Annotated in this window: 13 protein-coding genes; 3 read left to right on the top strand and 10 right to left on the bottom strand. The window is 45.8% G+C overall.

What is annotated here, in order from left to right:
* Positions 1–75: 75 nt before the first annotated feature.
* The 3 genes from E5331_RS19625 to E5331_RS19615 form a co-directional block, all read right to left on the bottom strand.
* Positions 76–363 carry a type II toxin-antitoxin system RelE family toxin gene (locus E5331_RS19625; protein ID WP_275441319.1) on the bottom strand — a complete coding sequence of 96 codons (288 nt, stop codon included), beginning with the start codon at positions 361–363 and terminating at the stop codon, positions 76–78.
* Complete coding sequence (locus tag E5331_RS19620) at positions 360–641, bottom strand: hypothetical protein (protein WP_123484279.1); 282 nt, start codon at positions 639–641, stop codon at positions 360–362. The genes E5331_RS19625 and E5331_RS19620 overlap by 4 nt, the downstream gene beginning before the upstream one ends.
* A gap of 115 nt (positions 642–756) precedes the next feature.
* Positions 757–2,064 carry an ATP-binding protein gene (locus tag E5331_RS19615; RefSeq protein ID WP_123484280.1) on the bottom strand — a complete coding sequence of 436 codons (1,308 nt, stop codon included), beginning with the start codon at positions 2,062–2,064 and terminating at the stop codon, positions 757–759.
* A 219-nt stretch (positions 2,065–2,283) separates the two neighbouring features.
* Here E5331_RS19615 and E5331_RS19610 point away from each other — a divergent pair, with 219 nt between their 5' ends.
* Complete coding sequence (locus E5331_RS19610) at positions 2,284–3,162, top strand: Rpn family recombination-promoting nuclease/putative transposase (RefSeq protein WP_135986341.1); 879 nt, start codon at positions 2,284–2,286, stop codon at positions 3,160–3,162.
* Between the two features lie 129 nt (positions 3,163–3,291).
* Here the strand turns inward: E5331_RS19610 and leuB are convergent, their stop codons facing one another.
* The 5 genes from leuB to E5331_RS19585 form a co-directional block, all read right to left on the bottom strand.
* Positions 3,292–4,353: a 3-isopropylmalate dehydrogenase gene (leuB, locus tag E5331_RS19605; protein WP_135986339.1), complete on the bottom strand. Its 1,062-nt coding sequence runs from the start codon at positions 4,351–4,353 to the stop codon at positions 3,292–3,294.
* A 65-nt stretch (positions 4,354–4,418) separates the two neighbouring features.
* Positions 4,419–5,972, bottom strand: a complete 1,554-nt coding sequence (locus tag E5331_RS19600; RefSeq protein WP_123484283.1) for an alpha-isopropylmalate synthase regulatory domain-containing protein — start codon at positions 5,970–5,972, stop codon at positions 4,419–4,421.
* 5 nt (positions 5,973–5,977) lie between these two features.
* Positions 5,978–6,577, bottom strand: a complete 600-nt coding sequence (gene leuD / locus E5331_RS19595) for a 3-isopropylmalate dehydratase small subunit (protein ID WP_123484284.1) — start codon at positions 6,575–6,577, stop codon at positions 5,978–5,980.
* A gap of 54 nt (positions 6,578–6,631) precedes the next feature.
* On the bottom strand, positions 6,632–8,035 hold the full coding sequence (leuC, locus tag E5331_RS19590) for a 3-isopropylmalate dehydratase large subunit (protein WP_123484285.1): 1,404 nt from the start codon (positions 8,033–8,035) through the stop codon (positions 6,632–6,634).
* Between the two features lie 301 nt (positions 8,036–8,336).
* Complete coding sequence (locus tag E5331_RS19585; RefSeq protein ID WP_123484286.1) at positions 8,337–9,770, bottom strand: aspartate ammonia-lyase; 1,434 nt, start codon at positions 9,768–9,770, stop codon at positions 8,337–8,339.
* A 426-nt stretch (positions 9,771–10,196) separates the two neighbouring features.
* On the opposite strand from E5331_RS19585, the gene E5331_RS19580 reads away from it, so the two are divergent.
* The gene (locus E5331_RS19580) at positions 10,197–11,495 is read left to right on the top strand and encodes an anaerobic C4-dicarboxylate transporter family protein (protein ID WP_123484287.1); all 1,299 of its coding nucleotides are present in this window, start codon (positions 10,197–10,199) and stop codon (positions 11,493–11,495) included.
* Positions 11,496–11,528: 33 nt separating this feature from the next.
* Positions 11,529–12,695: a porin gene (locus E5331_RS19575; RefSeq protein WP_123484288.1), complete on the top strand. Its 1,167-nt coding sequence runs from the start codon at positions 11,529–11,531 to the stop codon at positions 12,693–12,695.
* Here the strand turns inward: E5331_RS19575 and E5331_RS19570 are convergent.
* Together E5331_RS19570 and E5331_RS19565 are read right to left on the bottom strand one after the other, a co-directional pair.
* Positions 12,641–13,270, bottom strand: a complete 630-nt coding sequence (locus E5331_RS19570) for a hypothetical protein (RefSeq protein WP_123484289.1) — start codon at positions 13,268–13,270, stop codon at positions 12,641–12,643. The genes E5331_RS19575 and E5331_RS19570 overlap by 55 nt on opposite strands.
* A 34-nt stretch (positions 13,271–13,304) precedes the next feature.
* A complete protein-coding gene (locus E5331_RS19565; protein WP_123484292.1) occupies positions 13,305–15,602 on the bottom strand; it encodes a GH92 family glycosyl hydrolase in 2,298 nt (765 codons plus the stop codon).
* Positions 15,603–15,700: the final 98 nt, after the last annotated feature.

The raw sequence follows: 15,700 nt of genomic DNA, 5'->3' as shown, positions 1-15,700 counted from the left end.
ATATAACTAAATAAAAGGGAGCGACAATTGTCGCTCCCTTTTATTTAGTTATATGTATTTATACATCTTTGTTTCTTAAACGCTCCATGTTTTTCTTATCATAGAGGCTTCCCCTCGTGAAAATAGATATTCAAATTTGACGATATTTCCATCAATTAGGATATGAAGAACGAAAAACGCTCGTTTGCTGCCTATCCTTATTCTATATACATTATTGAGGGTTTCAATCTTTTTGCAGTTGCTTATTTTATCAATGCTTTCAACATCAATAACTTCATTTATGGCATCTACTACTGATTTGTGTATCTTGCCAGATAATCTGTCAAGAGCTTTGATAAATTCTTTAGAGAAATCAACTTTCATCTGTATGGTCCAATGCCATGACGGCGCATGAAGTCATCCTTTTCTGTTTCAGAAACCATAATTTGTCCTTCAGGACGAGTGGAAACGAGATGACGGTATATCTCTGCATCATCCATTTCTGCTGCGTCTTCAGCCAAAAGCTGTTCAATGTATTTCTTTAGGTTTATTCCCATAACAGCAGCTTTGACACTCAAAGTGCGAAATACGTCTTCCGGTATATCAATGAGTTTGCGATGAGAAAGCTGAGACTTTTCTGCCTGAATTGATATTGTCTTCATTTTGTTATTCTTTTTTGCAAAGTTAAAATATATATATCGTATATACAAATTTAATCAATGAAGATTTCACTCAACTTTATCTAAATTTACTCAAATTTATTTGTCGGTAGGGTGACTACGATAATGTCAGGAGCCATTGCCATGCCGGAATGACATGAATCATAATGCCCTCTTCAACTTCGATATCTTCTGTTTCGTCATAAGTTATTATTTGCAGATTTTTACAACCTGTGGCTTTTGAGGCTTCCAATATCCCGGCGATCTCTCTCTTGCGTGTGTCGGAATCCATCATGCTCCATGTCACTTGTATGAGTTTCAGAATCTCCGTGCCACGTTGAACTATAAAATCACATTCTCCTTTGCCTTGATAGTAATATATCGTGTCAATCGGAGTTCGTGTGCGGTATAATTGTAGAAATACTGTGTTTTCAAGTTTTTTGCCATCATCATTACTTTGGGGTAGTAGGACAGCATCACGCAATCCATTGTCAATGCAATAGTATTTGGGTTGCGAACTTTCTATTTTCTGAAGAGATTTGCTATAGTTTGAGATGCGCAGGAACATGAATATATCGCATGCATAATTTGCCCAATCATAAAGGTCATCTTTGCTGACTTTAAGTCCTCGAGACTTTATATCCCCATGAATTGATCGTATTGATGTCGGTTTTGTCAGGTTTGCCATTATTCTCTTGAGATAATATCTGAGCACTTCGATATTGGAGAGTTTGTAATGCTCGACCAGATCCTTGAGAAGCATGGTGTCAAAATATGTCTGTAGTGTCTTTACTTTTAAAAGCGGATTTTCCATAAGTACAACTTCAGGGAAACCGCCTTCATTATTATATTCAAGAAATGCATTTCTTAATTTTGCCAAATCGGGTTCCAACCAGCTGTCGGTCTTGACACCTTTGAAATTACAGTATTCCTTGAAAGAGAGGGGGAGGGTCTCGTCCTCTTCCGGCCAGCCACGAAGAACGGATTTCAGTTCGCTGCTCAACATGGTGGCGTTGCTTCCGCTGATATATATGTTTTTGGAATAGTGTTTGTAAATTCGCATTACAAAATATTCCCAACCTTCAATAAGTTGTATCTCATCAAAAAACATGTACACTGAATTTATCGGGATATCCGGATACATTTCAGTGTATGCCTCTAATATCAGATGCATTTCATCAGATGACATTTTTACTAATCTTTCATCATCAAATCCAACCCAAAGGAATCTGCGTCGGTCAATACCTTGTGACAGCAGTTCATTTATGACATTCTCCATGCGGGATGATTTACCGCATCTTCTTACTCCGGGTATTGTCACAATCTTACCGTCTCCTACCGGAAGAGACTTTTCGCGTTTCTTAAGGTCGGTAGGAAACTCTGCCTGACGCATGGCAATCTGTGATTTGAGATACAATTTATCCATAGTGTCCTAAATTTGGGGACAAATATAGTGAAAATTGTCCTAAAAAAAAGGACAGATTGCGGACATCTTGATTTATTTAATATTTTTTATAATAATTTCATCAAGTCAGTAAATAAATTAACTTTATATTTGAGAGAATTAAAAAACTATGTATTAAAATTTTGAGAAGTGGATTGTAATGGTTATCTTTGCGAGAGATAACCATAAATCCATTACTACATGGCTAAGCCTCATAAATATATCAATCCTTTCACGGATTTTGGATTTAAATATATCTTCGGTAGAGAGGAATCTAAACCGTTTCTGATTGATTTTCTCAATAGTCTTCTTGAGGATGGTCCCGATTATGATAGAATTACGTCTCTTACGTATCGAGACAAGGAGAAGAATAAGTCTCGTAAGGATGAGAGAGGGGTGATTTATGATATATACTGCACTACTTCATCTGGAAATCAATTTATTGTGGAGATGCAGAAGAAAGCGCAGAAGAATTTTATCTCCAGATCGGTTTACTATCATTCTGTAGCCATTGCAGAACAAGGGAAGGTTGGTCCCGAATGGAATTTCAATATTGATCCGGTAATATTTGTGTCGCTGATGGATTTTACTCTTGATCATCTGCCTAAAGAGTTTGCAGTACATGTGTCGCTCTGCGAACGTAAATCAGGCAAACCGATTACTGATAGAGAGCGTTATATATTTGTGCAGCTACCGTTATTTGACAAGAAAAGACCGGAAGATTGCATTACTAATATTGACCGATGGTTTTACGTCTTAATCAATATGTATAATATGGAAACTATGCCTTTTACTGTGCAGAAGAAATTATTCAACCGCCTTTCTGAGGTGGCTTCATACGCCAGTCTTTCTCCAAAAGAGAAACGTCGGTATAATGCCGATCTTAAGGCGTATCGCGATTTGACAAACCAGATGGAATACGCAAAGTCGGAGGCTCTTGCTAAAGGTGAGGCAAAGGGTAAGTCTGAGGAGAAAATCAGACTTGCTAAGTTGATGAGGGAAAGAGGATATGATGTCTCTACGATTGCCTCGCTTGTGGAGATGCCTGAAGAATGGGTGGAGAGTATTGTCATTGGATAGCATTTCTGCTGAAATTCAGGTCGCCTTGTAGTGGGATACAGGTGCTTCTATAACTAAGAAAGGAATTAGACGATGCGTCTGATTCCTTTCTTAGTTATAGAAGGTGACTTCTTTTGGGGAAGTGGGCAGTTAGGCTTTGCGGATGTAGTCGACGATCCATGCACCTACCTCTTTTGTGCCGTATTTGGCTCCACCTTCCACTTGTATCTCCGGAGTGCGTACATTGGCATCGAGTGATGCGTTGACCGCCTCGCGGATCAGTTTCCCTTCAGCTGTAAGGTCAAAGTATTCAAACAGCATGGCTACAGAGAGAATCTGTGCAAGTGGATTGGCAATGTTCAAACCCTTTGCCTGTGGCCATGAACCATGGATAGGCTCGAATACCGGAGTATGCTCACCGGTGGATGCGGAGGGGAGTAGTCCCATCGAACCTGTGATGCAGGAGCCTTCATCGGTAAGGATATCGCCGAAGGTGTTCTCTGTCACCATTACATCAAAGAACTTGGGATCCTGAATCATACGCATGGCTGCGTTGTCAACAAACATATAGTCTGTCTCTATTTCGGGATATTTGCTTTCCATCTCCTTTGCCACCTGACGCCACAGACGGGAAGAGGCAAGCACGTTTGCCTTATCCACTACCGTAAGATGCTTGCGGCGACGTCCGGCATATTTGTATGCCTCCACAAGGATACGTTCAATCTCGGGACGTGTGTAGGCGTTGGTGTCGTATGCCTTATCGTTGTCCTGATATTTCTCACCGAAATACATGCCGCCGGTGAGTTCGCGTATGCAGATAAAATCGGCACCGCGCACAAGCTCATCCTTAAGTGGGGATTTGTGGATGAGGCAGTCAAAGGTCTCAATAGGACGTATATTGGCAAACAGACCAAGCTTCTTACGCATAGCGAGAAGTCCCTGTTCGGGACGTACCTTTGCAGTGGGGTCGTTGTCAAATTTGGGGTCGCCTACGGCAGAGAAGAGCACTGCATCAGCATTCATGCAGATTTCAAAAGTCTTCTCCGGGAACGGATCGCCGACAGCATCGATTGCGGAAGCACCGCACAATGCATATTCGTAGCTTACATTGTGACCAAATTTCTCACATACTGCGGACATTACCGCAACACCCTGTTCGGATATCTCCGGACCTATACCGTCGCCCGGAAGAACAGCTATTTTTAAATCCATATTTTATGATGTTGGGGCAACATGGTGGATAGCCGCTGTTGCCTGTGGTTAATGATTGTTTATTGTCAGGATTCCGTCTGTTTGCGCATCTCATTTTCCATGAGGTTGAGCATCTTTACGGTAGCCTTGATTGCAGCCTCCGTTTGGTCGGCATCCAGACCGCGTGTGCGGTAGACGCGATCCTCCCATTCCCATGAAATGGTGGCTTGCACCAGTGCGTCGGTGCGACCGCCGGGGGGGATGGAGACGTTGTAATTGGAAAGATGAGGGAAACGACGGGATAGTTTCTCCTTATAGATATGTTTCACTGCACGCATGAACGCGTCAAACTGTCCGCTGCCGACGGCTGTCTGTTCGTAGATCTCACCGTTGATTTCCAGTTTAACGGCAGCCATAGGATTTAGTCCGTAGGCTGTGCTGACCATATAGCTGAGCAACTTGACGTGCTCTTCGAGAGTGGAACTTTTCAGGACATCAGACACGATAAACGGAAGATCTTCCTGAGTGACCACCTCTTTTTTGTCGCCCAACTCGATGATTCTTTCCGTGACCATCTTTGTCTGTTCTGGCGATAGCTCAAGACCGAGCTCCTCAAGATTACGGAGTATATTTGCCTTTCCGCTGTTTTTACCGAGGGCATACTCACGTTTCCTTCCGAAGCGTTCGGGGAGCAGGTCATTGCAGTACAGATTCGCCTTGTTGTCGCCATCTGCATGCACGCCTGCCACCTGTGTGAAAACACTGTCGCCTGTGATGGGGCGGTTAGGCGGTATGGCTATGCCGGAATAGTTTTCTACAAGACGGCTAACGAGGTTGAGCTTGCTCTCGACAATGTTGGTGTGTGCATTAAACTGGTCCTTCAATATCGCCTGCACGCTTGCGAGAGGTGCATTTCCGGCACGCTCACCAAGACCGTTGACGGCAGTGTGTATCCCCTTGCAGCCGCCGAGCACGGCGGCAAGCACGTTGGAGATGGCGAGGTCATAGTCGTTATGGGCGTGGAAGTCGAAATGTATCTCCGGATAAAGTTTCACCATCTTTCTCATGAAGAGGAGAAGTTCAAGAGGATTGAGTATGCCGAGAGTGTCGGGAAGCATAAACCTTTTTATCTCGCAGTCGCGGAGTGCATCAATCATCTTGAAAACGTAATCGGGAGAATTCTTTATTCCGTTACTCCAATCCTCAAGATATACGTTGACGTTTATCCCCATCTCATGAGCGAGGGAGATATTTCTGCGTATATCAGCGAAATGCTGTTCAGGAGTCTTCTTCAGTTGGTTGACGCAATGGTTTTCAGATCCCTTGCATAGAAGATTTATGTTGACGCATCCGCAATCGTTTATCCAGTTGAGGGATGTGCCATTGTCGACAAACCCGAGAACCTCCACTCTCGACAGGAATCCGGCCTGACGCGCCCATTTGCAGATGCGTCTGACGGCATCTTTCTCTCCATCGGAAACTCTTGCGGAAGCCACTTCAATGCGGTCTACGTTAAGATCCTGTAGAAGGGCGCGGGCTATCATAAGTTTTTCATGTGGCACGAAACTCACTCCGCTGGTCTGTTCGCCGTCGCGGAGTGTCGTGTCCATGATCTCTATTTGTGCCGAATGACTATTCATTATCTTCAGGCTTTGGCATTACGCTCCCACGCTTCGGTCTTCTCCTTATTTTCAAGAAGGAAGTCGATGTCGTCGAGTGCGTTCATCAGGCAATATTTCTTATAACCGTTGATCTCGAAATTTTCGCTTTTACCGGTCGCCTTATTTGTGATGGTCTGGTTGGGAAGGTCAACCTCGACGATGGTCTTGGGGTCGTTCTTGATGGAGTCAAACAGCTCCGCGAGAAATCCTTCCGAAACAACTACGGGCAACACGAAGTTGTTAAGCTCGTTGTTCTTGTGGATGTCGGCGAAGAAACTGCTTATGACCACGCGGAAACCATATCCGGCGATAGCCCATGCGGCATGTTCTCGACTCGAGCCACTGCCGAAGTTCTTACCTGCTACGAGTATCTCGCCGCTATATGTGGGATCATTAAGCACGAAATCCTTGTTGATTGAACCATCGGGATTATATCTCCAGTCGCGGAAAAGGTTCTCTCCGAAGAAACTCTCCTCACGGGTGGTGGCTTTAAGGAAACGTGCGGGTATTATCTGGTCGGTATCGACATTTTCGAGAGGAAGAGGCACGCAGGTGCTGCTGATTATATCGAATTTCTGTTTCATTATCTGAACTGTTTCGTATTATGAATCACGTGTAGATGAGTCAAGAATGATGATTCACGCATTAATTAATGTTCTCGGGTCGGTGATGACGCCTGTGATGGCAGCAGCGGCAGCCGTGAGCGGGCTTGCAAGCACTGTGCGTGCCCCCGGACCTTGGCGACCCTCGAAGTTGCGATTTGAAGTGGAGACTGCCAGTTTGCCGGCAGGTATCTTATCATCGTTCATGGCGAGACATGCGGAGCACCCCGGCTGACGTATCTCAAAACCGGCTTCCTCCAGAATCTTGTCGAGTCCCTCTTCCTTTATCTGCTCACTCACCATCCAGGAGCCGGGCACAAGCCATGCAGTGATGCGGTCGGCTTTCTTCTTCCCTCTTACGATAGATGCGAATGCACGGAAATCCTCGATGCGTCCGTTGGTGCATGCGCCTAAGAATACGTAGTCCACGGGAGTGCCGATAAGCTTCTGACCCGGTTCGAATCCCATGTATCCGAGACTCTTGAGGTAGGATGCCTTTCCGGCATCAGGGATAGTGTCAATGTCGGGGATGCTTTGGGTTATGCCCATGCCCATACCGGGATTTGTGCCGTATGTCACCATAGGCTCGATATCCTCAGCTTGGAAAGTCAGTTCTTTGTCGAATACTGCATCATCACCGCTTCTTAGGGTTTTCCAATATTCTACAGCCTTATCCCAATCCTCACCCTTTGGAGCATACTCACGTCCCTTGATATATTCAAAAGTTTTCTCATCCGGAGCGATGAATCCGCCTCTTGCTCCCATCTCTATAGAGAGATTGCAGAGAGTGAGTCGTCCCTCCATTGATAGGTCGCGCACAGCTTCACCGGCATATTCCACAAAATAACCTGTAGCGCCGGATGTGGTGAGCTTCGACATGAGATACAATGCGATATCCTTTGCTGTCACACCCTCTGCGAGTTTACCCTCTATGTTTATTCTCATAGATTTAGGTTTCTGCTGAAGGATACACTGTGAAGCCATAACCATCTCCACTTCCGACGTGCCGATACCGAATGCCACTGCGCCCATTGCCCCGTGGGTCGACGTGTGGGAGTCGCCGCATACGATGGTCATACCGGGAAGCGAGAGACCGCGTTCCGGACCGACAACGTGGATTATACCGTTCTTAGGATTAAGCATCCCGAAATGGTTCAGACCAAATTCTTCAGCATTCTTTGCAAGGGTGTCTACCTGAGTTTTGCTGACGGGATCCTCGATAGGTTTGTCCTGGTCATGAGTAGGTGTGTTATGGTCAGGCATGCAGAAGATGTTTTCCGGACGAAAGCATTTTATGCCTCTGCGTCGCATGCCTTCAAAGGCTTGCGGACTTGTTACTTCGTGGCAGTAGAGCCTGTCGATGTAGAGTTGTTCCGGACCGTCCTCCACGTGCTGCACCACGTGGCTGTCCCAGATCTTGTCAAATAACGTATTTGCCATTTTACCTGTAAAAAATATATATAGTTTATAAAGTCGAAATAAAAAAGCCTTCCCCATTTGCGGTGGGAAAGGCTCTGTGAATATCCTAAAAAATTATGCGCAGACCAATATTCCCACCGACGGATGCCGTAGAATAATGGAAATAAGTCGTATTATAATGAACGATGTCATTGTTTTGGTCTTGCGTTTAAAATTGTTGCAAAGTTATATCGTTTAATGCAAAATTGCAAGAAAAAGATAAAAAAAGAGGTGTGACAGCACCTCTTTTTTATTGTTATATTGAAAATTTATTGAGAATGGGTTATTTGAGTGGCTTGATGTCAAGTTTCACGGGCTTTATCATGTTCTCCGGAGCAAGGATGGTGTCAAGATCCTTTTGCGTGAGAATGCCGTGTTCGAGTACGAGATCGTAGACGCTTTTCCCTGTCTCAAGAGCCTCCTTGGCAATCTTGGTAGAGTTTTTATAGCCGATGACTGGGTTCAGGGCGGTGACTATGCAGATGCTGTTGCGAACCTCTTCACGGCATCTGTCGGCATTTGCAGTGATGCCGTCAACACAACGGGTGCGGAGTGTGTCAAATCCGTTGATCATCAGATCGACTGACTCGAAATCGCACTGAGCCATAACAGGCTCCATGGCATTTAGCTCCATCTGGGCGGCCTCCCCCGCCATGGTTACGCAGAGTTCATTGCCTATGACCTTATAGCAGATCTGGTTCATGACTTCGGGAATCACAGGGTTGACCTTTCCCGGCATAATCGACGATCCCGGCTGCATGGCAGGAAGATTAAACTCTCCAAGTCCGCATCTCGGACCGCTTGCAAGGAGTCGGAGGTCATTGCAGATTTTGTTGACTTTTACAGCTACACGCTTCAAAGCAGATGCGTAGCCTACAAGGCATGATGTGTCGGAAGTGGCACCCACGAGATTGTCTGATAGCTTGATATCCCAACCTGTGATTTCTGCAAGCGCGGCAACGCATTTCTCAGCATAGCCCGGTTCTGCACATATACCTGTGCCTATGGCAGTTGCGCCCATATTTATTGTCAGGAAGTCATTGGCAGCCTCATTAAGATGCTTAATCTCATCACGGAGTATGGCGGCAAATCCGCTGAATGTCTGTCCGAGAGTCATCGGTACGGCATCCTCCAGCTGTGTTCGTCCGATCTTGAGGATTGATGCAAATTCCTTACCCTTGCGCTCGAAAGACTCAATCAGTTTCTCAAAATGCTCCATATAACGCAAGTGAGAGAAGTACATGCCGATATGTATGGCTGTGGGATACGCGTCGTTGGTAGATTGAGAACAGTTGACATGATCATTTGGAGAGCAATATGTGTACTCACCGCGTTTATGTCCCATGATTTCCAATGCACGGTTGGCGATCACTTCGTTGGCATTCATGTTGGTCGTGGTGCCGGCTCCACCCTGAATCATATCGACGGGAAATTGGTCGTGGTATTTGCCATCGATTATTTCACGGCAGGCTTGTTCGATTGCATCTGCCTGTTGCTTTGTAAGGAGTCCCAGTTCATAATTGGCGCGTGCTGCACCCATCTTCGTGATAGCCAATCCTTTTATGAAAAGCGGATACTCGTTGAGGTGGAATTTACTGATTTCGAAGTTCTCAATTCCACGTAATGTCTGCACTCCGTAGAGATCGGAATCGGGAATTTCGCGTTGCCCGATGAGATCAGATTCCACACGGAATCCGGTGTTGTTGGTTGTTTCCATGATAAAATAAATTTATGGTACTAATTTAAGAAATTGTATAAATTTCGGTTATATTCGTTGGTCAATGGTACACGGAATAAAGAGCTACTGTACATGGTATGACTCTTCACCTATACATAAGTAACGAGCGATTTTCCGAAATCATATATAAATAGAATGAACATTACTCTAATTAAAGATATGTCAATTTTAGGGTTGACAGTGTAATTGCCTATTGATCCCGTGCAAATGTCATGCACGATAAAGTATTTAATATAATAACAATTTTCATGCATGAAATAATTCTTAATAAAATGAAAAGATTGCAACATACGGCATATTAAAATGTTTATTAGTATGAAGTAGTCTGACAGGATACTTTCATGTTAACCTGATTTGAGGGATGAGGTCGTGAGGCATTATTCCGAAATTTAAAAATTCAAAACTATGATACTACAGTTGTTGTTTGTATTGGCTGCTATAATAGTAGGTGCCCGTCTTGGGGGCATCGGACTCGGAGTTATGGGTGGAGCCGGCATGGCAGTTCTGGTGTTCTTTTTTGGTCTTGAACCTACCTCGCCGCCGATTGATGTCATGCTTATGATTGCCGCGGTCATTTCGGCAGCCGCCGCCATGCAGGCCGCCGGAGGTCTGGATTATCTTGTGTCGCTGGCAGAGAAATTATTGCGCAAGCATCCGTCGCAGGTGACGGTGGTCAGTCCGTTGGTGACGTATCTGTTCACGTTTGTTGCCGGCACAGGACATGTGGCATATTCGGTATTGCCGGTAATTGCTGAGGTGGCGCGTGAGACAAAGATACGCCCGGAACGTCCGCTCGGTATTGCTGTGATAGCATCCCAACAGGCGATAACGGCGAGTCCTATCTCTGCCGCCACTGTGGCATTACTCGGACTACTGACCGCTGCAGGTATCTCGCTTTTCGACATATTGAAGATTACTATCCCCGCCACTCTTTGCGGTGTGCTTGTAGGCGCATTGTTGTCAAAGCGTGTTGGAAAGGAGTTGATGGATGATCCGGAGTATCAGCGTAGAGTGAAGGAGGGGATGATAGAGGAGAATGATAAGCCTGTCAACCGTATAGAGAATGTCGGGAAAGCCCGTCTTTCGGTGATATTGTTTCTTTTGGCTACGGTACTTATAGTATTATTCGGATCAATTCCATCAATGCGTCCGGTGTTTGAGGGCACACCTGTCGGTATGCCGGCGATAATAGAGATATTGATGCTGACCACATGTGCGCTTATCCTTATATTCACTAAAACCAATGGAATTACGCCCACTCAAGGTAGTGTATTCATAGCCGGAATGCAGGCTGTGATTGCTATTTTCGGTATTGCTTGGATGGGGGATACCTTTATCAATGGCAATCTTGCAGCTATCACCGCACCGATTGAGGGTATCGTCCGTGATATGCCTTGGCTATTTGCCGTGGCACTCTTTGTGATGTCGATTCTATTGTACAGTCAGGCTGCCACCGTGAGGGCAATAATGCCTCTCGGTGTCGCACTTGGTATAAGTCCTATGATGCTTATTGCTCTTTTCCCTGCTGTCAACGGATACTTCTTTATCCCGAATTATCCTACCATAGTGGCGGCTATCAATTTTGACCGCACAGGCACCACGCATATCGGCAAATGGGTGCTCAACCATTCCTTTATGATGCCTGGAATGGTGGCTACGATTGTTGCGATTGGTGTTGGGTTGCTGCTTATTCAGATATTTTAGACCAATGGCATTTTAGACTAATTATGATATACTATGGACAGACACAGCATTTTAGTGGCAATGGCATTGGTGGCTCCTATAGGGGCAGTTGCTCAGGTTGCTGACCACGACACGGTGGCGGCAGAGAGAGGGTTGATAGAGGAAGTGGCGGGAATAAAGAAGAAGACCGATAAGTTTAATCTCTATCTTAACATGCGTGGGGATTTCAACGCTGCATGGCGAGGTTCTACGTTTGATGAGGGGAGTTTCCGTATGAAGCAACTCCGCATAGAGATGACCGGACAGATCAACGACTGGTTGAGCTATCGTTATCGCCAGCGTCTTAATAAGGGGGATTCTGAGTCGGGTTATCGCGACAACGTGCTTGGCAGCATCGACTATGCCGGGATAGGTATCCGACTCGGAAAGGTATCGTTTTTCCTTGGCAAGCAATGTGCTGCGTATGGCGGTATTGATTTCAACCGTAATCCTATCGAGGTGTTGGAAAATCCGGCGTTGGTGGAATATATGGGTAATTTTATGACGGGTGTCAAGGTGGCGTATGATTTCACACCGTCGCAACAGTTGCAGTTTCAGGTGCTCAATTCACTTACTGGCTCATCGGAATCCATGTATGGGGATTATGAAAAGTCGAAGATGCCCATGGTATATACTCTTAACTGGAACGGCAATTTCAATAATTTCTATAAGACCCGGTGGTCGGCATCCTTCATGAATGAGACAAAGGGTAAGAATCTTGTGTATTTTGCATTGGGCAACGAATTCCGTTTCTCCGATAAGGTGAGTGCGTATGCCGACTGGATGTATTCACGTCAGGACGTAGACCGTATGGGGGTCATGACAAAAATGGTTGCAGGTGCGGATGCGTCTTTCAATACTACTAAGGTAGATTATATGTCGGCATTGGTGCACGTTGACTATCGTTTCCATCCGTCGTGGAATGTGTTCTGTAAAATCATCTGCGACACGTCGGGCATATATTCAAGTCATGACGGATTGGAGAAAGGTAACTATTGCACCTCATGGGGGTATCTTGCCGGGTTGGAATATTACCCATTCAAAGACCGCACACTTCATTTCTTCGCGGCGTATACTGGGCGTAATTATCTCTACACCGACCGGGCTAAGACATTCGGCAACAAGGATTATTTCACCAATTCCCTCTCCGTCGGATTCATCTGGCAGATGCCGATATTCTGAGCATCTGAGGGAAATAAAAATGATAAGGTCCAATTGATTTCAATCGGATTATCGGTCATTTTAAGAATCAAGGGTAGGCGAGGATTATCGAGTATCCATATATTGGCTCCTTCGGCATTGTCGCGTGCATGTATCACGTTTGTGGTGGGAGATACGTCAATTTTTTTGAAAAGTATGCCGTTGATTATTGTCTCTCCTTTATCTTTCAGATTGGCGAGGGCATCAGCCGATATTATGCCGAATGTCTCGGAATCATCGAGAGTGATGTGGTTGCCGTCTTCCGGCATGAGATAGCTCAGTGAGTCTCCATGCCTGACGGCTTGGCGTGTCATGACGTAGCTGCCTGTCCAGAGTTTCAGATTACGGACGATGCTCCAGTCAAGCTTTATTCCACCGTCAGGCATGTTGTGGAATACATACTTGAACCGTCGTGTCTGTCCGTGTAGCTTGTATGTGGCGGTAAGGGTGTCAGATGATTCCGGAATGATATCGGCATATAGGTCTATTGAAGATAGAATGAATGCGATTGCTGTAAATGCAGTAATAAGGAATGGCTTAAGAAATATTAATTTCATGATGATTCAGATAACAGGGGATTTGATATTGATTTCAGTTGGCGTGCATCCTTTTGCCCCAACCGGATGGTTTGGGTCCCATCTTCAACCTTAATTCACCACCGGAGATAATGTCGGAATGTCGCAAGGTGGAGAGATTGTATGGCTTGCCATTAAGTGTGGCTGCGATTATGTGGCGGTTGGTGTCAGACAGATTGTCAGCAACGATTGAGAAGGTCTTCCCTTCGCCTACAGAGAAAGTGGTGGATCTCAGCAACGGGGAGTGGATTATGTAGTAGTCATGTCCGGCATTTGGATATATGCCGGCGAGGTTGAACATGAGCCATGAAGACATTGCTCCGGAGTCATCATTTCCGGGAAGTCCGGTGGGAGAGTCGTTGTAGTTCTCTTCAATTATGCGGCGTATTGTGTCGGCTGTTTTGTCGGGACGTCCTATCCAATGATAGAGACAGGGCGAGAGGAATGACGGTTCATTGTTGACGTTGAAATAATTTTTGGAGAAGAACGTGTCGAGTCGTTGGTCAAAAGCCTTCGGTCCGCCGCACTTCTCAATGAGTCCGTCTACATCGTGAGGGATGCTTAGGGAGTATTCCCAAGAGGAAGCCTCATAGAAAAACATGTTCCACCAAGGTGTGTACCAAGGACCCTCAAAAGTGAGGGGAGTGTATCGGAATGTTGGTTTATGCGTTTTTGATTTTCCGAAAGGGATTTCATCAAGCCAGTTCCCTTCGGCGTCGCGTGGCATTATAAAACCCTTCGCACCATCATGCTCATAGTCGTCGCGCCAGAGGTTTTTCCATGATTCCGATTGCTTGAGGTATCTGTCAGCCAGCTCGTCGTGCCCGAGCTGATGTGCCACCTGATATATGGCGAAGTCGCATAGCGAATATTCCACAGTACGGTTTCCGGCACGTGGTATACCATGAGGGATATAGCCTAATGATATATATTCCCTTAGTCCGCCACGTCCTTCCGCTTCCTCATTTCCACCGGGAGGTATGGTGGCATCAACGAGCATCATCTTCAGTGCCTCCTCATAGTCGATACTTTTGATACCCTTCACACAGGCATCTGCAATCACCACTTCTGCATTTGATCCCCCTTGTGTGCGTCCGTTGGCATTTCCGCTTCTTGCATCGGGCATATATCCGTCGCGTTTCCCAATGTTGACGAGGGAGTTTACAATGTCGCACAGACGTTCCGGAGCTATTATGGCGAGTAAGGGCATAGAAGTGCGGTAAGTGTCCCAAAGAGCATAGAAATCATCATAATATGGCACCCCCGGATCGGTCCATAGGGGATTCTCTCCACTTCGGTCAGAGGGCATTATGAGCGTATGATAAAACGCGGTGTAGAACATGCGTTTCATATCTGCGGGGGTGGAAGGATGCAGCTTTATTCGGTTCATCATGTCATCCCATGAATCAAGTAGTTCGGAATGGATTGTTTCGAAGTCTTTCCCTTCAGATTCGGAGATGAGATTCCTTTGAGCTTTCAGTTGGCTGATGAACGATATGCCTATTTTGACGTTGATGGTGTCGGATCCCGGAGGAAAACTGACAAGAGCTCCTGTCTTTTCTCCGGAATCGTATTGGTAGGGATCATTGGTGATTGAATCCCCTTTCCATGTTGCCACTTGGGAGAAGGGAGTGTCGGACGAGAGGTGGAAATATACGGTGTATGCTCTTCCATTGTTCCAGCCGCCGCGTATACGTGAATATCCGGCGATTTCATGGTCGGAAACTACCTGCACTTCTGAGCCGACGAATTGCTGTGCCTCACGAGAATCCGGCACAGGATTTTCACCAAGGAAGAACCCTGCATCTATCATTAGGGAGTTGGGTTTGTCAGGCGTGTCGGAAGGATAGGATATGCGGTAGGCGGTTGTGCGTGGAGTGGTGGTTATTTCTGTCGTTATTCCGCTCTCTTCAAATGTGGTGGAATAATACCCCGGTTTTATCTCCTCATTCAGGCGGTGTGCATGATGCTTTGTAGCGGTCAGATTGCCGGAGAATGGTTGGATCAGTATGTTGCCGTATTTCGGACCGCCACCGGTACCACTGACATGTACCTGAGCGAACCCGTCCACACGTTCCGGCATCGGGAGCCATCCGCTGTTGGGGGATGGGGTACAATCCGGACCTGGGCGCACCATACCGAAAGGTGCGGATGGACCGATAAATACTCGTCCGAGTCCTTCCGAACCTATTTGGGGATCGATATAGTCCGACAGTCTCTCGTTTGCAGATGATTGAGATGACGTAATTGTCTTGGCATCAGCTGTCGCGACAATCGTCATCAAGGCAGTTAGAAGTATTATATAGTATCGCATGGTATCAAATTCCAACAAATTCAACTCTCCCCATCAAAATAGGTAGGGTGTTCAGTTAGTTGTTCCGTATTCAGCTCACTTTTTTAAGTGTTTCGGTT

It is taken from the genome of Lepagella muris (genome assembly GCF_004793975.1).
In the GTDB taxonomy this organism is placed as follows: Bacteria; Bacteroidota; Bacteroidia; order Bacteroidales; family Muribaculaceae; genus Lepagella; species Lepagella muris.
The sequence above is the reverse complement of the archived record's forward strand: the minus strand, read 5'-3'. Positions and strand labels throughout refer to the sequence as shown.